Raw genomic sequence first — 19264 nt, forward strand, 5'->3', positions numbered from 1 at the left:
GACTCGGAGACATGCTTGACATAGGTGACTCGGTGGCAATAGCGTCACTGTCGGTGATGCGGTGCTGCTGCGGTCGGTTGGCGCCTCTCGTACCGGTCTCGCATCGCCGCCGAGACCCCACCCTCCGCGCTCCCCCGGCGCGGCCCTGCTGCCGTACCGCCGATCGAGGCTGCGGTCGCAGGGTGGGGCGGTCTCCGCCGCCCGCAACCGGCGGAGGCCGCCCCCTCCACTTCGACGCGACCCGACGAAGGGCGGTCCCCCATGCGCGACCCGATCCGCCGGCCGCTGGGCCGACGCAAGGAGCGACCACCGACGGCAGCAAGTCACGACCGATGACCGAGCGCTGGGTGATCCACCTGCCGGTCACCGCACCCGACCTGTTCCGGGCCCGGATCCTCGCCCGGACCGCCGCCCGCGTGCTGGCCCGGCTCAGCGCCCGCGTCGAGCCGGGCGGGACGACCGTTTCCGCCGAGGACCAGCAGTGCGTACGCCATTGGGTTTTCTGCGATCTGCGGCTACCCGGCGGCGGCCGATGTGCCCTGCCCGCCGACCACACCGCGCCCTGCCGGCGCTACGCGCCCTCCCGGAGATGACCAAGAGGTTTGCGTCACCGATCAGCCCTCCGGTGACGCAAACCTCTTGATCAACGCACTCAAGCTAGCCGGCGCCGCCGGCGCGGAACGCCACCCAGGCGTCGCTCATTCGGTCGGCCTGGCCGGGGGTGAACATGTCCATGCAGGAGTCCTGCGTGTAGTCCATGAAGTTGTGGATCGGGTCCAGCCCGGGTGCGGTGCAGGAGTCCGCGCCGACCGGGCAGTCGAACTGCGGGGCCGCCTCGCGCGGGGTGTCCGCCACGAAGTCGCCGGACGCGGAGCAGCCGTGCGCGAAGGTGTGCTCCAGCATCAGCCAGTGCCCGACCTCGTGGGTCAGCGTGTCACCGAGGGCGTACTTGCCGGCCGTGCCGCCCGGCATCGACTCGTCGAGCATCACCACGCCGTCGATGTAGTCGCGGCCGTTGTTGTAGCCCTTCGGGAAGTACGCCCAGCCGAGCAGCCCGCCGCCGATGTTGGCCGCGTACACGTTCAGGGTGCGGGAGTCGCCGGTGTAGAGCGCCTTCTTCATGTCGCGCTCGTTCTTGCCCGGCTCGACCGTGTACCAGGCGCTGTTCACCGTCCACGTCGTGTCGACGAGCGAGAACCGGAACGGCGTGTCGGAGGCGTCCGCCGCCGTGCGGCCCGCGTACGAGTCGTTGAGGACCGTCATCTGCGCGGCGATGAGGGTCTTCCACCGGGCCGTCTCGGCGGCGCTGAAGGGATGGTCGGAGACCATGTGGAAGACCGTCGGCACGGTCACGCTGCCGTTGGGCAGGCGCGGGGCGTCCTTGATCACGCCGTAGGCGTTGGCCTCGTTCTTCGAGTACAGCGCCGGCTCCTGGGCCGTCGCGCCCGCGGTGGCCCGGGCGGCGCTGGACTCACCGGCGCAGGCCGTGACGCCCGGGGAGGCGGTCACCGGGGCGGCGGTGGCCAGCGCCCCGGACGCGCCGCCGGACGCCAGGAACGTGGCGGCGGTGGCGGTGAGGACCGCCAGCCGGAAGGGGGATCTGCTCTGCATCGGTGCACCTTTCGGTGAGGGAGCGGTGCGCTGTCGACGATGCCGTCGCTTCGGTATGAGAACACGTCGACGACATCGGCAAAAGACCCTCTGAGCAGGGCAGATGGCGATGTAACGGAACCGGATCGGGCAGCGCTGATTGGGGTCGCTCCGCGCGGTTGTGGACCACTAAGCTGCTGATCCGGCACTCAGTGGCGATGCCAGGACGGGGGCGGCGAATGAACGCCGAAGATCGCATCGAACGGGCCCAAAAACTCTACGAACAGGCCGTGTACGGCGGCGATGCCCACGTACTGGCCGACGCCGAACGGGACCTGGACGCGGTGGAGGCCGACGCCGCGCTGGCCCGTGGGCGGATCCTGCACGCGCGGTACCTCGACGAACGCGCCCGGGGCGGCACCTCACCCGTCGAGGACCCGGCCGAACTGCCGTTGTTCGAGCGTGCGAGCGAGCTGTACCAGGCGCTCGCCGACACCCGCGGCCAGGCCGAGGCGCTGTTCTGGATCGGCTGCCTGCACCAGATCATCCGGCGCGACAACGAGACCGCGGTTCCGCACTTCGAGAGGTCCCGCCACCTGGCGGGGCAGGTCGGCGACCGGTCGACCGAGGCGGAGGCGCTGCGTCACCTGGGCATCGCGGCGCACCTGGCCGGTCGGCTGGATGAGGCGCGCGAACGGCTGGAGGAGTCGTCACGGCTGCGCCGGGAGATCGGAGCGCTGCCGGGCGTGGCCGCCAACATGGTCGGGCTGGCCTACGTCGCCGCCGCCCAGGACCGCCACGCGGACGCGCTCGCGACCCTCGACGAGGCGGACGCCATCGCGCAGGCGCACGGCGCTCACGCCATCGTCCGGCAGGTCGAACAGGCGAGAACGCAGCTCTAGGCAGGTCAGAGGATTCTGGTGACCTGCTCGGCGGCGACGATCGCGTCCCGGCGGGCCGGGTCGAGGTTGGCGCTGATGACCACCGACGCGCCGGCCGACAGCGGCGCGAGCAGCCACTTCAGCGGCTGCTCGTGCTCGGCCGCGTCGACCAGCAGCCGGTCACCGGCGCGCAGGTCGAGCATCCCGGCGACCTCCCGGGCGAGCGCGCCCCACTGGCCGTAGGTCGTGCCGTCCGCGCTCGCCGGGTCCGTCGGGCGGATGGCGGTGTGGTCCGGCGTCACATCCGGGTGGCGGAGCACCTCGGCGGACCAGTCCAACCAGCCCAGCGGCACGTCGGCGAGCCGGCCCGGCCCGGTGCCGACCAGGTAGCGGTGCGGCGCGTCCGGCACGTCCTCCAACCAGTCGTCCTGCCGCTCGGGGGTCACGAAGACCGCGTCGAACGGCCGGTCGCCGCCGGGCTCCAGCACCGGCAGGCCCGCCGTGGCGCGCGGCCGGAACGACACCGCCAGGCCGCACGCCCACGCGCCCAACAACACCACGGCGGTACGCCAGTGCGGCGGCAGTAACACCGCTACGCGGCTGCCGGGACCGAGCCCACAGCCGTCCCGCAGCAGGCTCGCGCTGCGCGCGGACCACGCGCCGACCTGCTGGGCGGTGAGGTCGACGCGCTCACCGGTCGCCTCGTCGCGGTAGCTGAGCAGCGGGCTCTCGGTGGCGGTGGGCGGGACCGTCAGGTCGGCCGTGGCGTGTGGCTGCATCCGCGTGCTCCCGGTGGTGACGACGTCCGCACCACCCTACGCAACGACTTTGGTCGCCGTCCCCGTCGGCCGATGGCCGTAGCGGCTGGCCGGATGGCTTCCGCACGGTGACGGGTGACCCCCGCCGAGCCTCCGAGGAGCCGCCGTGCCGCCCGAACCCGATCCCGCCGACCGTCCCGCCGCGCCGCACGCCGCCCCGGACCCTGCCGACCGTCTTCCGCTGCGCCGGCGGCTCGTGCCGGTGGTGGCGTTGCTGCTGCTCGCGCCCTGGGCGGCCGAGTGCTCGTGGGGCGGTTTCGCCATCGACGACTTCCTCCCGGTCATCATCGCCCTGGGCCCGATGTACGGCGGGGCGGCGATCCTGATCCGGGAGACCGCCCGACGCCTCGGCGCGGGTTGGCCGACGATCGTGCTGCTCGCCGCCGCGTTCGGCGTCCTCCAGGCCGGCCTGGTGGACCAGTCGCTGTTCAACCCCGGCTACCTGGACGACACCCAGTACGCCGACACCCGCGCCGCCGCCGAGGCGTCGCTCGTGCCAGGGCTCGGGTTCAGCCTCCGGCAGGCGTACGACTACGTGGGCAACCACATCCTGCTGACGATCTGCGCGCCGATCGTGTTCGTCGAGTCGTTCCTCGGCGCGAAGCGGCGGCATCGGCCGTGGCTGGGGCGACCCGGGTTGGCCGTGGTCGGGGTGCTCTACCTGCTCGGCAGCCTGCTGGTCTTCACCTCGCCCGAGGGCCGCAAGAACTTCCTGGCCAGCCCGCTGCAACTGGTCTTCGCGACGGCGATCGTTCTCGCCCTGGTCGCGGTAGCCCTGCTGCCCCGCTGGCGTCGCACCCGTCCGCGTCGCGCCCGGCGGGTGCCGCACGCGCTCTGGGTCGGCCTGCTGATCGTCGTCGCCCACCTCTTCACCGACCCGACGCCCGGCTGGCCCGGGGTGGCCGTCGCGCTGGCGCTCACCGCCGCGCTGGGGGCAGTCGTCGTGTACTGGTCGGGGAGCGAACGCTGGGGGCAGCGGCATGTGCTCGCCGCCGGCTCGGCGAACGTGGTCAGCGCCGCCGCGTTCGCGTACCTGGTACCGCCGTACTCCCCGGCGAGCCCGGCGGCGGCCCTGGCCGGCGACGTCGCGGTGAGCGTCGTGACCCTGGCCCTGGTCGGCGGCGCGTGGTGGCGGCTGCGCCCTGCCCCGTCCGACCCGGCGTCCACGAGCGTGGACGCCTGGCCACCGGCTGCTACTCCGAGATCATGACGACGTCGGTCGGGCGGTCGACCGTCACCTCGACGCCGTAGTCGAACAGTTGCAGGGTCGAGGTGACCGTCCCCCGGTCGAGTCGGCCCTTCGCCGTCGACTCCCAGGTGACGGTGAGGGCGACCGTGGCGATCCGGCCGTCGCGGTCCAGCGTCACGTCGCCGGCCGTGCTGCTCGACCAGTCCCGGGCCGCCGTCGAGTACGTGACGTGCAGGGTGCCGTCCGGGTTCTCGGTGACCGTCGCGTTCGCGCTCCGCAGCGCCGCGAACAGGGCGGCCGGGTCGGGTGCGGCGGCACCCAGCACGGCGTTCCCGTCGCCCTGCAACGAGAGGCGGTCGTACCTGCCGGGGTACTGCCCGTAGCGGCCGTACGTCTCGCCCGGGCCCTTGTCGGGCGGCAGTTCGCCCTGCGGCCGTTCCGCGCCCTCGTACCGGGTGCCGTCGATCAGCAGCTCGGTCTGGATCGAGTCGTCGTGCGGCACCCTGACGTAGCCCGTGGCGGTCCTCGGGTCGAACGCGCCCTCGTACGTCAGCCCGTGCGGACCCGAGTTGGTGAGCCGCATCCGGTAGCTGATGTTCTCGCTGGCGGTGGCCGCCGAGACCAGACGCAGCTCCGGCGAGACCTGCTCCGGACGCGCCGCCTGGGCGGTGACGCCGGGGCGCTCGGGTGGGGCGTTCGTCGTCACCGTGACGGCGGTGCCGACGCCCAACGCCAGCAGCGCGCAGGTCGTACCGGCCAGGGCGGTGGCCCGGCGTCGGCGACCCCGTCGGCCGCGTTCGAGCAGCGCCGGCACGTCCGGGGCGGAGTCCGGTTCGCCGTCCACGAGGTCGTGGAGTCCACGTACCAGACGGTCGTCGATGTCGTTCATGACTGTCACCTGCTCACCGAGTCGAAGGATCTGTTCAGGAGGTGTCGCAACGCGCCCAACGCCCGGGCGTTCTGGCTCTTGACGGTGCCCAGCGAGCAACCCAGCACCTGGGCGACCTCGCGCTCGCTCAGGTCCTCGTAGTGGCGCAGCACCACGACCGCGCGTTGCTTCGCCGGCAGCGCCAGCAGCGCCCGGCGCAGCACGTCGGCGTCGGGGTCGCTGCCGCCGCCCGGGGCGGCCCGGTCGGGGACGTCCGCGACGAGGCTCTCGCGCCGGCGTCGCCGCCAGATCGAGGTGTGGTTGTTGACCAGCGCCCGGCGCAGGTAGGCGTGCGGGTCGTCGAGCCGGGACAGCCGCCGCCACCGCTCGTAGACCCGGACCAGGCTGTCCTGGAGCAACTCCTCGGCCCGCCACCGGTCGCCGCAGAGCAGCATGGCCAGCCGGATATGTCGCTCCCACGCCACCTCGACGAACGCGACGTAGGACCGGTCCGTCGCGGACAGGGGTCTCTGTTGGTCGGTCACGCCCCTACCACGCAGCGGGCCCGTGGAAGGTTGTCACGGGCGCGTGGACGTTTTCGGACCGTCAGTGGGTGGGCCGCCGGGTCGCCGGGCCGGCCTGGATGAGCCGGTCCAGCACATCGCGGGCGGCGGCGAGCCGTTCCATGGACGTCGTGATGCGGGCGCGCTCCACCGCCAGCGCGTCGAGCAGTTCGGGGCAGGTGGGGGCCAGCACGGTGGCGTCGTTGGGGATGCAGGGAAGGATCTCGGCGATCGCCGCGGTGTTCAGGCCGGCGGACAGCAACAGTTGGATGTGCCGCACCGTGCCCACGGCCTGCGGGTCGTAGTGGCGGTAGCCGCTGGCGAGCCGGGCCGGTCGCAACAGGCCCTGCTCCTCGTAGTAGCGCAGGGCGCGTGGGGTGGTGCCGGCCGCCCGCGCCAGTTCGCCGATCCGCACCCTGACAGCAGATCAAGGCTTGACCTTCACGTCAACGTGAAGGTTTAGCGTCGCGGCTGTGACACACCACAACCTGGACAATCAATCCGCCGCCGTCGTCGCCGTCCTGGGACTCGGCCCGATGGGTCGGGCGCTGGCCGCCGCGTCCCTCGCCGCCGGCCACCCCACCGTGCTCTGGAACCGCTCACCCGACAAGGCGACCGCGCTGGTGGCCCAGGGAGCCGTACTCGCTCCGACGGTGGCCGACGCGGCACAACGGGCATCGGTCGTCATCGCCTGCGTCATGAACTACGGAGCGGTCCGCGCCATCCTGTCAGGGCTCGAACGCCCGCCGAGCGGAACGTTCGTCAACCTCAGCAGCGGGCACGCCGCCGAGGCACGGGAGTTGGCGAGCTGGGCGGCGCAGCGGGGCGTCAACTACCTCGACGGCGCCATCCTGACGCCCGCGCCGACCATCGGGACACCGGCCGCGACGATCCTCTACAGCGGTCCACGGACCCTCTTCGACGAGAGCCTCCCCTGGTTGGAGAGCTTTGGTGGATCCAGCGCCTACCTCGGGGCGGACGTCGGGACGGCGGCGGCGTACGAGATGGCGTTGCTCGACCTGTTCACCATGTCCGTCGGCGGCCTCGCGCACGCCTTCGCCCTGGCTATCACCGAGGGCATACCGCCGACCGCGTTCGCCCGCTTCGCCAGCGGAATCGGTGCCCTGTTGCCGGACATGGCCGACCGGTTCGCCGACCAACTCACGTCCGGGACCTTCGCCGCCGACATCTCCACCATCGCGTCGGCGGGCTCGGCGGTCGCTCACGTCCGCGACGCCGCGACCGCGCGCGGTGTCGACCCCGCGCCGCTACAGGCCGTGCAGTCAATCATCGAACGGGCCATCGCGGCGGGCCACGGCGGCGACAGCTACGCCAGGCTGGCCCAGTCGCTCGTACCAGCCGATCCGGTGGTGCCGTGACCTGGCCGATTACACTCGCCCTCACACCAGTGGAGGGGGCGGCGCGGTGGGTGAACTGCTGTCGACGGTGGTTCAGATCCTCAACGCGTACGTCACCAGACTGCTGGATCGGCGGGCGGTGTCGCAGGACGCGAAGGTCGGGAGCCACCTGCTGGACGTGATCCTCACGCTCCAGGAGTCGTGCCTCAACGGCGACCGTCTGCTGACCCTGGCCGACGCCCTGCTGTCCAGTGCCGAGCCCCGGGCGGACGACCAGGCGGAGTTCGCCGCCCTGCTGCACCGACAGTCCACGCTGATCAACCAACTCCGACGCGGTATCGACGACGCCCGCGCGCTGCTCGCCACCGTCGACGTGGACTTCGCGTTCGCGATAGCGCCCTTCCTCGACGGCAAGTCGGGGCTGTTGACCCGCTGGCAACAGCAGGCGGCGCTGAGCCAGTTCTCCACCACGACGCTGTTCTTCCTGCCCGCCGAGGCCGTCACGCGGGTGGTGGCCGCCCGTCCGGCCGCCTCGAACGGCAGCGAACTCGGCCGGAATCGGACGGATTTCGTGCTGGTGATGGCGGACGAGGTGCGCAACGCCCGCCGGCGGGAGGTGGCGGACATCCGCGCCGTCGCCGACGACGAGCGGGTGACGGTACGGCGGGAGGTGGAGCACGCCCGCGCCGAGATCGACGCCGCCCGGGTGTTGTGCGGCCGACTGCTCACGGCGACCCGGGAGGCCATCGGCCCGGAGGCCACCGCCCGGCTACGACGCACGCTGACGCCCCGACCGCAGCAGCAGTGACGCAGCTCCGGTGACGCGGTTCAGTCGCCCGGATCGCGGTCCCAGTCGAATCCGGCGCGCGCGAACGCCACGCTGCCGTCCCCGGTCGCGTACACCTTGATCGCTTTCAGGCCCAGCGACCGGCCGAGCCGATCCAGATTGGCCATGATGCGCTGGAAGAGCCCGGTGTCGGTGGCCTCCTCGGCGATGCGGATCTCGTCCAGCATCGTCAGCCGCCGGGGGAAGGAGAGCCGCAGCTCGAGCAGGACCCACAGGACACCGGACGGCGCGATGCGCAGCGAGACCGCCGCTCCACCGTCGGCGTAGAGCGAAATCTCCACCTGCGCCTCGGGCAACTCCGCCGTCAGCACCTCGGAGAACTGGCGCGGCGTCAGCTTCATCCACTGTCGCCAGGCGGCGAGCGCGGCCTCGTCCGCCCGGCCGACCGTCAGCGTCGGTTCGGCGGCCCGCAGGTCGGCAACGGTCAACGATTCGATCTCAGCCGGTCGCTCCAGGGCGCGGGCCTCCTCGTATGGCGTCAGCGACACGCCAGCCTCGACCAGCAGCCGGTCGAAGTCCGGGTCGGGCCAGTACGGGGCCGGCGCGAACTCGCCGACGCGCCACCACAGTTCGTGCCACAGCCGTACCGCGCGCAGCGGACGGAGGCCGAGCCGCATGGCGGCCACCAGGACGCACCGGTGCAGTTGCAGCGTTCCCGCGAGGGCCGCCAGGTTCGCCCTCGGCTCGTCGTAGGCCCGCAGGGCGGCGACGGAGTTCCGGTCCAGTTCGCTGTACGCCACCAGCTCCGGCATGTCCGTCAGCCGCACCGGGATCGAGGAGTCGAGCAGGGATTCGAGGTCGGCCGGCTGCCAGGCGATGTCGTCGTTCAACAGGATCATCCGCAGGTCCCGGCCGTGTTGACGGATCACGACCTGGAGGATCGGCTCGTCGTTCGGCAGTGTGCGGTGGTTGAGCCACACCACCGCCTCGGGGTAGAGCCGCAGGCTCACCTCGATCGCCGGCACCGTGACGCGCAGCGCCGGTCCGTCCGGCTCGACCCGTAGGGCGCGAAGCTCACTCAACGCATCGATGACTTCACCCTGAAGCATCGAAGCACTCTAGCGGCCGTCGGCCAGACCGGTCTCATCCGGGCAGTTCCGGCCGGCGTCCACCAGATGGGCTTCGCGCCGATGCCGCAGCCGACGCAGGGCCCGAACCGTCGGCCCGTCACACGCGGCGACATCCAGGTCCGGGGTCGCCCTCACCTTCGCGCCCTTTGCTCTGCTTCAGCCGACGCAACACACACGCTCCGTGCGGGCCGCACCCGGCCGCCCGTTCTCGCCAAAATCGCAGAACAGCAGGTAGAACCCGGTGTTTCCTCGGTTGAAGCAGAGCAAAGGGGTTGAGCAGGGTGGCCGGGGCGGCGGCGGGCAGCGAAGGCGGTCACACTGAGCTACAGGTGGCGACGACACCGGTCAGACACCCACCGTTACGTGGGTGACCCGAATGACCGGGTTGGGCTAGCGTCCGCCGGGCAGTTCCGGGCCGCCGTCGAGCAGCGCGGCCAGCAGGTCGCCGTACTCCTCGACCCGGTCCAGGACCTCGGCGGCGGTGAACTGGCGGACGGCTGGCTTCCGGCCGCGCGCGCCGGCCTCGACCTCGTCCCAGGTCAGCGGCGTCGATACCGACGGCGTCCGCTGGGCGCGCAGCGAGTACGGCGCGACGGTGGTCTTCGCCGCGTTGTTCTGGCTCCAGTCGATGAAGACCTTGCCGGGGCGAAGGTTCTTCGCCATCTTCGACACGATCAGCTTCGGGTGCGCCTTCTCCAACTCCTGCGCGATCCGACGCGCGTAGGCGGAGACGTCGTCGGCGGACTGGGTGCCGGCGATCGGGCAGCACAACTGCATGCCCTTCTTGCCTGACGTCTTCGGGTACGAATCGATGCCGTCGTCGGCGAGCCGGTCGCGCATCAGCACCGCCACCGGGCAGCACTCGGCGAGCCCGGCCGGCGGTCCCGGATCCAGGTCGACCACCATCATGTCCGGGTTCTCGTCGACCTTCCACTGGGGCGTGTGCAGTTCCAGCGCGGCGAGGTTGGCCAGCCAGACCAGGGTGGGCAGGTCGTCGGCGACGACATAGTCGATGGTCTCCCGGCCCTTCGTCGACCCGGGCGCCGGCAACGTCTCGACGCGCACCCAGTCGGGGGTCGCGGCCGGTTTGTTCTTCTCGAAGAAGGACTTGTCGTCCACGCCGTTCGGGAAGCGGATGCGGGTGACCGGCCGGTCGGCCAGGTGCGGCAGCAGCACCGGCGAGATCCGCGTGTAGTAGTCGATCACCTCGCCCTTGGTGAAGCCGACGGCCGGATAGAGGATCTTGTCCAGGTTGGACAGCTCCAGCGCGCGGCCCTCGACGTCCACCCGCAGCTTCTCAGCCGGCATCGTCGACCTCCTCCGGCGGCTTGTCCGGGCGCAGGCGCAGCACCCGGGGAAAGCGCAGCCGGCCGTCGGGGGTGCGCTGGCCGTACTTCACCTCCACCACCACCCGGGGTTCTACCCAGATGGCATCCCGGGCATCCTCGCGCGGCACGCCCGCCGCGAACGGTGACGCGCCGGAGCGCAGCGGCTCCAACTCGGCGAGGAGCTGCCGTTCGATGGCCGCGCCGATCCCGCCACCGACCCGACCACGGTAGATCAGCCGACCGTCCGGGCCGGGCACCCCGACCAGCAGCCCGCCGATGCGACGCGCGCCCGGCCGCCAGCCCCCGATCACGAAGTCGCCGGTCACCTCCAGCTTGACCTTCACCCAGTCCGGCGAGCGCACCCCCGGGCGGTAGACGGCCCCCACCCGCTTGGCCATCACCCCCTCCAGACCGTGCTCCCCGGCGGCCTCGTACGTGGCCGGCCCGTCGGCGAAGACCGGCGGCACCGCCCACCGCGCGCCGCCGAGGGCGAGCGAGTCCAGGGCCTCCCGGCGACGCTCGTACGACCAGCCGGTCAGGTCGTCGCCGTTCAGGCGCAGCAGGTCGAAGATCATGTACGTCACCGGCATGACCGCCGCCAGCCGGGCGGCCTTGGCGCGGTCCCGGACGTGCATCCGCTCGGCCAACGCGGTGAACGACGGCTGCCCGCCCTCGCCCAGCAGCACCACCTCGCCGTCGAGCAGCGCGTCGTCGACCTGCTCGTGCAGGGTGGCCAGTTCGGGGTACGCGGCGGTGATCTCCACGCCGGAGCGGGCATACAGGTGTTGGGCACCGCCGGAGATGTTGGCGAGCGCCCGGACCCCGTCCCACTTGAACTCGTACGCCCAGCCGTCACCCGCCGGGAGCGGCCCGGTCATCGCGAGCATCGGCTTGAGCGGCGTGCCGGGCACGACCCGACTGTAGTAGCAGGCCGAACACCTCGCGTGGAGTTCCTGCGGATGCGAGCATGGTCGATACCGGGGAAGGGAGCGCAGGATGCGTGCCATCTGGAAGGGAGCCGTGTCGTTCGGGCTCGTCTCGATCGGGGTGAAGCTCTACTCGGCGACCGAGGAGAAGGACATCCGGTTCCACCAGGTGCACCGCGAGGACGGCGGTCGCATCCGCTACAAGCGCACCTGCTCGGTCTGCGGCGAGGAGGTCACCTACGACGACATCGCCAAGGGCTACGACATCGGCGGCGGCGAGATGGTGATCCTCACCGACGAGGACTTCGCCGACCTGCCGCTGACCAGCTCCCGGGCGATCGACGTGCTGGAGTTCGTCCCCGCCGAGCAGGTCGACCCGATCCTCTACAACAAGGCCTACTACCTGGAGCCGGAGGGCACGGCCACCAAGCCGTACGTGCTGCTGCGGGACGCGCTCCTCGACTCCGAGCGGGTGGCCATCGTCAAGGTGGCGCTGCGCCAACGTGAGCAGCTCGCCACGTTGCGGGTCCGCGAAGGTGTGCTGCTGCTCAACACGATGCTCTGGCCGGACGAGATCCGTACCCCGGACTTCGGGTTCCTCGACGAGGACCTCAAGGTACGTCCGCCCGAGCTGGCGATGGCCAGCTCCCTGATCGACTCGATGACCGGCGAGTTCGAGCCGGACGTCTTCACCGACGACTACCGGGCCGCGTTGCAGGAGGTCATCGACGCCAAGGTGGAGGGTCGCGAGGTCGTCCAGCCGGAGGAGGTCGAGGAGGCGCCGGCCGCGGCGGTGGACCTGATGGCCGCGCTGAAGGCCTCGGTGGACCGGGCCCGGGCGGCGCGCGGCGAGCAGCCCGCCCGCGGTGGCGGCGGCGAGCCGACGCCGATCTCGTCGGCCCGGTCGGCGCAGAAGGCAGCCGAGAAGAAGGCCGCCAAGGCGCCCGCGAAGAAGACCGCGACGAAGAAGACCGCCGAGAAGAAGGCGGCCGAACCGGCGAAGAAGACCACCGCCAAGAAGACCACCGCGAAGAAGGCCGAGCCCGCGAAGAAGACCGCCGCGCGCAAGACCGCACCCCGCAAGAGCGCCTGAGGTACGCGGCACGGACGGTGTCCGCCACACCGGGTACGCTCCGCCGGCCGTCGGCCACCGGAGGAGCCCCCATGCCGCACACCCCTGACCTGGACCGGTTGTTGACGCCCGGGGCGCGTTTCACCGACGAACACGGCGCGTACGTCGTCGAGGCCCATCCGCTGGGCGACGTCGTACTGCCGACCGGCCGCGTCGTCGGGTGCGATCCGCTGGTCGTGTCGGAGGCCGAGCCGTACACGGTGGCCGTCGCGCCGGGGCGGTATCCCGGCCGCGCCTGGGTGGCCGTGGTGCTGCGGGAGGACGCCGAGGTGGACCGGCGGGTGGCCGCGCTGGAACTGGTGATCTGCGCCGAGCCGACGACCCGCTGGGAGCAGGCCGTGGTGGGCGACCAGGACGTCGCCGCGCTCGGCGCGGACGACTTCTTCGGGTACGGCGTGGACGCCGGTGCCGGCACGCTCGCCGACCCGACCGCGCTCGCCGCCCTGGAGAGCTGGGACGAGGAGCGGATCGAGGACGTCTTCATCCCCGCCGAGCTGCCCTCGTCGCCGGTCCCGGGGCTGATCACGGCCGTGCTGGACGAGGCCACCGGTGCGAACATCGTCACGGTCGCCACGGGCTGGGGGGACGGCTGCTACGGCACCTGGATCGGGCGGACCGCCGACGGGAGGGTCACCTCGTTCGTGACCGACTTCATGGTGGTCCCGGAGTAACGTCCTGCGGACGGCGTTTCTGGACGATTCGAGGCGTCCACGGCGGGCACGGCGGGCCGCCGGGCGGGTACCGTGTGCGTCGGCTTTCCCCCCGGCACCGGGTGCCGGCCACACCTTCGCAGCAGGGAGTCGACGACGTGAGCGAGCGCACGCAGGAGAACCGGTCGGAGGGCCAGAGCCCGGCGACGAAGGCGGGGCGGCGGCTGGCCGCCCAGTTGGCGGCGCAGAAGGCGGCCGAGGCGAAGCGCCGCCGCCAGGCATGGGCCGGCGGGCTCGCCGGCATCGCCGTGATGGCGCTGCTGATCGGCGGTTTCGTCTGGATCGACAGCAAGCGGGACGACAAGCCCAGCAACGCCTCCGGCGCCAACCCGTCCGCCTCCGCCGCAGCGCCGGACGCCCCCACCGCGCCGCCCGCACCGCCCGCGCCGCAGCTTCCCGAGGGCGCCGATCCGGCGTTGGGCAGCAAGCCGACGGTGAAGGCGGGCACGGGCGAGTTGAAGAAGCTCACGGTCACCCCGATGATCAAGGGCACCGGCCCGGCGGTCAAGAAGGGGCAGAACATCACCACCAACTACGTGGGCGTCTTCTACAAGGACGGCAAGGAGTTCGACTCGTCCTGGAACAACGGCCAGCCGGCCACCTTCCCGATCGGCGTGGGCCAGGTCATCCCCGGCTGGGACCAGGGTCTGGTCGGCGTGACCGTGGGCAGCCGGGTGCAGCTCGACATCCCGGGCGAGCTGGCGTACGGCAACGACGAGGCCAAGGCCGGCGGTCGCCCGACCGGTCCGCTGCGCTTCGTGGTGGACGTGCTCGCCGCCCAGTGACCCGTCCGGATCGCCCCGGTTGTCACCCCGGCGCGATGGACTTGTTCACATGGGGCTTCCTGCCCGTCACCCTCCGGCAGTAGGTTCGGCGTCACCCCGGGCGGCCGCAGTCCGGGGTGACGACGCGGACGCGGGACGGTGGAGGTGCCTGTGACGGCGCTGGAGGATCTCGGGCGTACCACCCGGGTGATGTGGACGTACTTCGAGCCGGTGCACGCGGTCACCTACTTCCACCCTCGGGCCCGTGCCGCGTACGAGGCGGTCGGGCTGCGCGGCTACTGGCGGGGCTACTTCGCCGGTCGGGCCGCGCCGCTGGGCGCCGCCGAGGCCCCTCCGGTCGTCGCCGCGTTCTTCAGCTTCGCACCGCCGATGGTGAGCCGGGCCCTGCCCGCGGTGTGGCGGCTGGCCACCCCGCCGGAGGCGCTGCGCGCCCGGCTGACCGGCGCGGTGCAGGCCCTCGCGGAGCTGACCTACGAGCTGCCCGAGGGGCACCTGGCCGAGGCCGCCGACCTGCTGGAGCGGGCCGCCTCGGCGGCGCAGACCGCCGGTCGGGTGCTCGGGGCGGCCAACGCGGCGCTGCCGGTCGGGGAGTACCCCCTCGCCCGGCTCTGGCAGGCCGCCACCACGCTGCGGGAGCTGCGCGGCGACGGACACATCGCCGCCCTGGTGGCTGCCGGTCTGGACCCGGTGGAGGCACTGGCCTGGCGCGTCGCGGTGGACATGTCGGCCCAGAGCCTGCTCGGCCGGGGCTGGTCCGAGGAGCAGTGGCGGGCCGCCCGCGAGCGGCTGACGCGGCGCGGCTGGCTGGCCGGGGACGGCACGCCCACCGACGCCGGACGCGCCGATTTCCAGGCGATCGAGGACGCCACCGACCGGTCCGCCGGGCATCCGTGGCAGGCGCTCGGCCCGGGCGACACCGATCGCCTTCGTGAGCTGCTGGAACCCTTGGCCCGGGCCTGCCACACGGTGATTCCGCCCGACAGCCCGATCGGGCTGCCCGCCCTGGCCGGCTGACTGCGGGTCCCGCCGTCGGGCAGGATGGGCCCGTGGTGGATGCGGTGGTCTTCGACCTGGACGGCGTGATCGTGGATTCCGAACCGGTGTGGGAGGAGGTCCGGCGGGCGTACGTGGCGGCACACGGTGGCACCTGGCAGCCCGACACACAGCGCCGGCTGATGGGCATGAGCACCGGCGAATGGGCCCACTACCTGAGCGGTGAGCTGGGTGTACGGCGCACCGCCGCGCAGGTGGCCGACGAGGTGATGCGGGAGATGGCACAGCGCTACCGGGAGCACGTGCCGTTGATCGACGGCGCGGACGACGTGGTACGCCGGTTGGCCGCGCGGTGGCCGCTCGGGTTGGCCAGCTCGTCGCCGACCCGGCTGATCGCGGCGGCGCTGGAGGCCACCGGCCTGACCGACGCGTTCGGCGCGACCCTGTCCACCGAGGAGACCGAGCGGGGCAAGCCGGCGCCGGACGTGTACCTGAGCGTCGCGCAGCGCCTGGGCGTCGACCCGGCCCGCTGCGCGGCCGTGGAGGACTCGTCCAACGGCGTCCGCTCGGCCGCAGCGGCGGGGATGCGGGTGGTGGCGGTGCCGCACGCGTCGTACCCCCTCGATCCGGACGCCGCCGCGCTCGCGGCCGTGACGCTCGGGTCGATCGGCGAGTTGACTGCGGAGCTGATCGACGGTTTGGCATGACGGGATCGGTGCGGGGTACCGCAGCAGGCGGCACGCCGAACGCGTGCCCCGCCGGCCAGCGAGGAGACCACGGATGAAGGCCATCGTGTACGAGCGCACCGGCGACCCGTCGGTGCTGGAGCTGGTGGACCGGCCGGTGCCCGAGCCGGGGCCGGGCGAGGTGCTGGTCCGGATGGCGGTCTCGGGGGTGAACCCGACGGACTGGAAGTCGCGCCGGGCGTTCGCGCCGGACGGGTGGCAGATCCCGGGGCAGGACGGCGCGGGTGTCGTCGAGGCGGTCGGCGAGGGGGTCGGCGGCGAGCTGATCGGCGAGCGAGTCTGGATCTGGGAGGCGGCCTGGCAGCGGCCGTGGGGCACCAGCGCGGAGTACACGCTGGTGCCGGTGCGGCAGGCGGTGCCGCTGGGCGACGCCTCGTTCGAGCTGGGGGCGAGCCTGGGCATCCCGTTCCTCACCGCGCACCGCTGTCTGACCGCCGGCGAGTTCATGCCGGACGCGCTGCGCGCCGGCGCGCTGGCCGACCACACCGTGCTGGTGCAGGGCGGGGCGGGCGCGGTGGGCAACGCGGCGATCCAGCTCGCGCGCTGGGCCGACGCCACGGTGATCGCCACGGTGAGCAGTGCCGAGAAGGCGCAGCTCGCGGCGTCGGCCGGCGCCTCGTACGTGATCAACTATCGCGAGCAGGACGTGGTCGAGGAGGTCGGCAAGATCGCCCCCGACGGGGTACACACGATCGTGGAGGTCGCCCCCGCCCAGAACGCGGCGATGGACGCGCAACTGATCCGCAACGGCGGCGCGGTCTGCGTGTACGCCGACAACGGCGGGACCGAGATGACGCTCCCGATCCGCCCGCTGTACGTGGTGAACGCCCGGTGGCAGTTCGTGCTGGTCTACACGGAGCCGAAGGCGGCCAAGGCGCAGGGTGTCGTCGACGTGGCGGCGGCGGCCAACCAGGGCGGCATCCGGGTGGGCGCGGACGCCGGTCTGCCGCTGCACCGCTACCCGCTCGCCGACACGGCCGCGGCGCACCAGGCGGTCGAGGACTCGGCGGTCGGCAAGGTGCTGATCACCACCAGCGACGCCTGAATCGGTCGTCGAAGTATCCGATTTCCCCGTCACCGGGACAGAGGCGAACAATTTTCGCAACAATGACGGTGCGGGGTCACCCGCGTGGAGCGGGCGGCCCCGGCGCGGTGCGAACGCCGGGGCCGCCCTCTGGGGAGGAATGTCAGGAGTACTCCTCTGCCCATAGGCGACGGTGCCCGGTCAAACGTTACGGTGCTGTCAGCTCCCGGACAGTCAGGTCGCCTTCGGCGTACCGCGATCGGACGACTTTCTTGTCGAACTTGCCCACGCTGGTCTTCGGCACCGTGTCGATGAACGCCCACCGCTCGGGCAACTGCCAGCGGGCCACCGAGCCGGCCAGGAAGTCCCGCAGCTCCTCGGCGGTCACCGAGGCGCCCTCCCGGACCACCACGGTCGCCAGTGGCCGCTCGTCCCACCGCTCGTCCGGGACACCCACCACGCACGCCTCCAGCACAGCGGGATGGGCCATCAGCGCGTTCTCCAGCTCGACCGACGAGATCCACTCGCCGCCGGACTTGATCACGTCCTTCGCGCGGTCGGTGAGCGTGATGTACCCGTCCGGAGAGAGCGTGCCGACGTCGCCGGTCCGCAGCCACCCGTCGCGGAACTTCTCCGGATCGGGGGCGTCGTCACCGACGTACCGTGCGGTCACCCACGGCCCCCGGACCTCCAGCTCGCCCACGGCCGAACCGTCGGCGGGCAGCGGCTCGCCCGACGGGCCGACGATCCGCGCCTGCACGCCCGCCGGCACGCGACCCTGCGTGTAGCGGTAGCGCCACGCCTCGTCCCCGGCCACCCCGGCGGGCGGACGCGAGACCGATCCCAGCGGGGACATCTCGGTCATCCCCCAGGCGTGGATGACGTCGATCCCGTGCCGCTCGTCGAACGCGTGCATCAGCGCCGGTGGGCAGGCCGAACCGCCGACGATCACTTCGGTGAGCGACGAGCTGTCCACGTCGTGGTCGTCCAGGTAGGCCAGCAGGTCGGTCCAGATGGTCGGCACCGCGCCGGCCAGGGTGGGCCGCTCGGCGGCGATCATCTCGGCGATGGGCGCGGCCTGGAGGAACCGGTCCGGCATGATCAGCGACGCGCCGGAGAGGAACGCCGCGTACGGCAGACCCCACGACATGGCGTGGAACATCGGGACGATGGCCAGCTCCCGGTCGGTCGGCCCGAGACCGAAGCCCTCCGGCATACAGACCTGCAACGAGTGCAGGTAGATCGACCGGTGCGAGTAGGCGACGCCCTTCGGGTTGCCGGTGGTGCCGGACGTGTAGCAGAGCGCCGCGGCGTCGTGCTCGTCCACCTCCGGCCAGTCGTACACGTCCGGACGGTCGGCGAGCAGCGCGTCCCAGTGGTGCACCGTGATCCGGTCGCCGGCCGCCGCCAGCAGCGGGGCCGGGTCGCCGCCACCGACGACCACCACGTGTCGCACCGTGTCCAACTCGCCGATCACCCGGGCCAGCAGCGGGATGAGCGTGGTGTCGACAAGCACCACCCGGTCCTGCGCGTGGTTGGCGATGTAGACGACCTGGTCGGGAAAGAGCCGGATGTTGAGCGTGTGCAGCACCGCGCCCATGCTCGGCACCGCGAAGTAGGCCACCAGATGCTCGTTGTTGTTCCACATGAAGGTGGCGACGCGCTCGTCGCCGGTCACCCCGCACTCGTCGCGCAGCGCGTGGGCCAGCCGGGCCGCCGTGCGACCCACCTCGGCGTACGTCATCCGACGGGGTTCGGCGCCCGTCCAGGTGACCACCTCGGCCGTGCCGTGCACCCCCGCACCGTGGTCGAGGATGCGGGAGACCTGCAGGGGAGCGGCCATCATCGTGCTACGCATGGGTAACAAGCTAGTGTCGGCGGTCACACGTTGGGAACCCCCGTAAATTGTCGCAGGTGAGCATCTCCTGGGCCGACTCGTACGTGGGGCAGTTACGCGCGCTCGCCGGGGACCGGACGCTGATGTTCGTCGGCGCCCGTGCCGTCGTCAGCGACAACGCGGGGCGCATCCTGCTGATCCAACGCTCCGACAACGGCCAGTGGGCGATGCCCGCCGGGGCCATGGAGCTGGGCGAATCCATCGCCGACTGCGCGGTACGCGAGGTCCGCGAGGAGACCGGGCTGCGGGCGCTCCGGGTCTGCGCGTTCGCGCTCTACACCGGCCCGGACCGGACCAGCACCAACATGTACGGGCACACCTACCAGGTCTTCACCACCGCGTTCAAGGTGGAGGAGTGGGACGGGCAGCTCGAACGGATTACCGACGAGACCACCGACGCGGGCTTCTTCGCCCGCGACCGGTTCCCGTCGCCACTGTCCGCGTCGGTCCTGGAGACCCTGGCCGACCTGGACGTCTTCGAGCAGACGAACCGGCTGATCCTCAAGTAGCGCGGTTTGCTCTGGTACGGCTGAGTCGGG

The 19264-nt window shown here is 72.0% G+C and carries 21 protein-coding genes; 12 read left to right on the forward strand and 9 right to left on the reverse strand.

The features are described from left to right. The first annotated feature begins 332 nt into the window (after positions 1–332). A complete protein-coding gene (locus ABZ272_RS08400; protein WP_355049210.1) occupies positions 333–593 on the forward strand; it encodes a hypothetical protein in 261 nt (86 codons plus the stop codon). A gap of 64 nt (positions 594–657) precedes the next feature. On the opposite strand, the gene ABZ272_RS08405 is transcribed toward ABZ272_RS08400, so the two are convergent. Next, positions 658–1611, reverse strand: coding sequence for a zinc metalloprotease (locus tag ABZ272_RS08405; RefSeq protein WP_355049211.1), 954 nt, complete (start codon positions 1609–1611; stop codon positions 658–660). 218 nt (positions 1612–1829) lie between these two features. Here ABZ272_RS08405 and ABZ272_RS08410 point away from each other — a divergent pair, with 218 nt between their 5' ends. Then, the gene (locus tag ABZ272_RS08410) at positions 1830–2492 is read left to right on the forward strand and encodes a tetratricopeptide repeat protein (RefSeq protein ID WP_355049212.1); all 663 of its coding nucleotides are present in this window, start codon (positions 1830–1832) and stop codon (positions 2490–2492) included. Between the two features lie 5 nt (positions 2493–2497). Here ABZ272_RS08410 and ABZ272_RS08415 read toward each other — a convergent pair whose 3' ends face one another. After that, a complete protein-coding gene (locus ABZ272_RS08415) occupies positions 2498–3250 on the reverse strand; it encodes a TIGR03089 family protein (RefSeq protein WP_355049213.1) in 753 nt (250 codons plus the stop codon). A gap of 145 nt (positions 3251–3395) precedes the next feature. On the opposite strand from ABZ272_RS08415, the gene ABZ272_RS08420 reads away from it, so the two are divergent. Continuing rightward, positions 3396–4499, forward strand: a complete 1104-nt coding sequence (locus tag ABZ272_RS08420) for a hypothetical protein (protein WP_355049214.1) — start codon at positions 3396–3398, stop codon at positions 4497–4499. Here ABZ272_RS08420 and ABZ272_RS08425 read toward each other — a convergent pair. From ABZ272_RS08425 to ABZ272_RS08435, 3 genes are all read right to left on the reverse strand, one after another. Continuing rightward, positions 4483–5367, reverse strand: coding sequence for a hypothetical protein (locus ABZ272_RS08425; protein ID WP_355049215.1), 885 nt, complete (start codon positions 5365–5367; stop codon positions 4483–4485). The two genes, ABZ272_RS08420 and ABZ272_RS08425, sit on opposite strands and share 17 nt — an antisense overlap. Before the next feature lie 5 nt (positions 5368–5372). Then, the gene (locus ABZ272_RS08430) at positions 5373–5891 is read right to left on the reverse strand and encodes a SigE family RNA polymerase sigma factor (RefSeq protein WP_355049216.1); all 519 of its coding nucleotides are present in this window, start codon (positions 5889–5891) and stop codon (positions 5373–5375) included. 61 nt (positions 5892–5952) lie between these two features. Next, complete coding sequence (locus tag ABZ272_RS08435; protein ID WP_355049217.1) at positions 5953–6324, reverse strand: MerR family transcriptional regulator; 372 nt, start codon at positions 6322–6324, stop codon at positions 5953–5955. A gap of 58 nt (positions 6325–6382) precedes the next feature. Between ABZ272_RS08435 and ABZ272_RS08440 the strand changes: the two genes are divergently transcribed. Next, on the forward strand, positions 6383–7288 hold the full coding sequence (locus ABZ272_RS08440) for an NAD(P)-binding domain-containing protein (protein ID WP_355049218.1): 906 nt from the start codon (positions 6383–6385) through the stop codon (positions 7286–7288). A 46-nt stretch (positions 7289–7334) separates the two neighbouring features. Beyond that, on the forward strand, positions 7335–8075 hold the full coding sequence (locus ABZ272_RS08445; RefSeq protein WP_355049219.1) for a hypothetical protein: 741 nt from the start codon (positions 7335–7337) through the stop codon (positions 8073–8075). Positions 8076–8095: 20 nt separating this feature from the next. On the opposite strand, the gene ABZ272_RS08450 is transcribed toward ABZ272_RS08445, so the two are convergent. The 3 genes from ABZ272_RS08450 to ligD (ABZ272_RS08460) all read right to left on the reverse strand — a co-directional run bounded on the left by ABZ272_RS08450 (position 8096) and on the right by ligD (ABZ272_RS08460) (position 11423). Continuing rightward, the gene (locus ABZ272_RS08450; RefSeq protein WP_355049220.1) at positions 8096–9163 is read right to left on the reverse strand and encodes a hypothetical protein; all 1068 of its coding nucleotides are present in this window, start codon (positions 9161–9163) and stop codon (positions 8096–8098) included. Between the two features lie 411 nt (positions 9164–9574). Then, positions 9575–10492: a non-homologous end-joining DNA ligase gene (gene ligD / locus ABZ272_RS08455; RefSeq protein WP_355049221.1), complete on the reverse strand. Its 918-nt coding sequence runs from the start codon at positions 10490–10492 to the stop codon at positions 9575–9577. After that, on the reverse strand, positions 10482–11423 hold the full coding sequence (ligD, locus tag ABZ272_RS08460; RefSeq protein WP_355049222.1) for a non-homologous end-joining DNA ligase: 942 nt from the start codon (positions 11421–11423) through the stop codon (positions 10482–10484). Before ligD (ABZ272_RS08460) ends, ligD (ABZ272_RS08455) begins: the two co-directional genes overlap by 11 nt. Before the next feature lie 85 nt (positions 11424–11508). Between ligD (ABZ272_RS08460) and ABZ272_RS08465 the strand changes: the two genes are divergently transcribed. The 6 genes from ABZ272_RS08465 (at position 11509) to ABZ272_RS08490 (ending at position 16849) form a co-directional block, all read left to right on the forward strand. Further along, positions 11509–12531 (forward strand): Ku protein, encoded by a 1023-nt coding sequence (locus tag ABZ272_RS08465; protein ID WP_355049223.1) that lies wholly within the window; start codon positions 11509–11511, stop codon positions 12529–12531. A gap of 71 nt (positions 12532–12602) precedes the next feature. Next, complete coding sequence (locus ABZ272_RS08470) at positions 12603–13241, forward strand: DUF4241 domain-containing protein (protein WP_355049224.1); 639 nt, start codon at positions 12603–12605, stop codon at positions 13239–13241. Between the two features lie 101 nt (positions 13242–13342). Beyond that, on the forward strand, positions 13343–14065 hold the full coding sequence (locus ABZ272_RS08475; RefSeq protein ID WP_355049328.1) for an FKBP-type peptidyl-prolyl cis-trans isomerase: 723 nt from the start codon (positions 13343–13345) through the stop codon (positions 14063–14065). A 189-nt stretch (positions 14066–14254) separates the two neighbouring features. Further along, positions 14255–15079, forward strand: coding sequence for a hypothetical protein (locus tag ABZ272_RS08480; RefSeq protein ID WP_355049329.1), 825 nt, complete (start codon positions 14255–14257; stop codon positions 15077–15079). Between the two features lie 32 nt (positions 15080–15111). After that, positions 15112–15765, forward strand: a complete 654-nt coding sequence (locus ABZ272_RS08485; RefSeq protein WP_355049225.1) for an HAD family phosphatase — start codon at positions 15112–15114, stop codon at positions 15763–15765. A 73-nt stretch (positions 15766–15838) separates the two neighbouring features. Further along, positions 15839–16849 carry an NADPH:quinone reductase gene (locus tag ABZ272_RS08490; protein WP_355049226.1) on the forward strand — a complete coding sequence of 337 codons (1011 nt, stop codon included), beginning with the start codon at positions 15839–15841 and terminating at the stop codon, positions 16847–16849. 187 nt (positions 16850–17036) lie between these two features. Here the strand turns inward: ABZ272_RS08490 and ABZ272_RS08495 are convergent, their stop codons facing one another. Further along, on the reverse strand, positions 17037–18671 hold the full coding sequence (locus ABZ272_RS08495) for a fatty acid--CoA ligase (RefSeq protein WP_355049330.1): 1635 nt from the start codon (positions 18669–18671) through the stop codon (positions 17037–17039). Positions 18672–18742: 71 nt separating this feature from the next. On the opposite strand from ABZ272_RS08495, the gene ABZ272_RS08500 reads away from it, so the two are divergent. Next, complete coding sequence (locus ABZ272_RS08500) at positions 18743–19234, forward strand: NUDIX domain-containing protein (RefSeq protein ID WP_355049227.1); 492 nt, start codon at positions 18743–18745, stop codon at positions 19232–19234. Positions 19235–19264 lie beyond the last annotated feature (30 nt).

The organism is Micromonospora sp. NPDC005979 (assembly GCF_040614415.1).
GTDB lineage: Bacteria > Actinomycetota > Actinomycetes > Mycobacteriales > Micromonosporaceae > Micromonospora.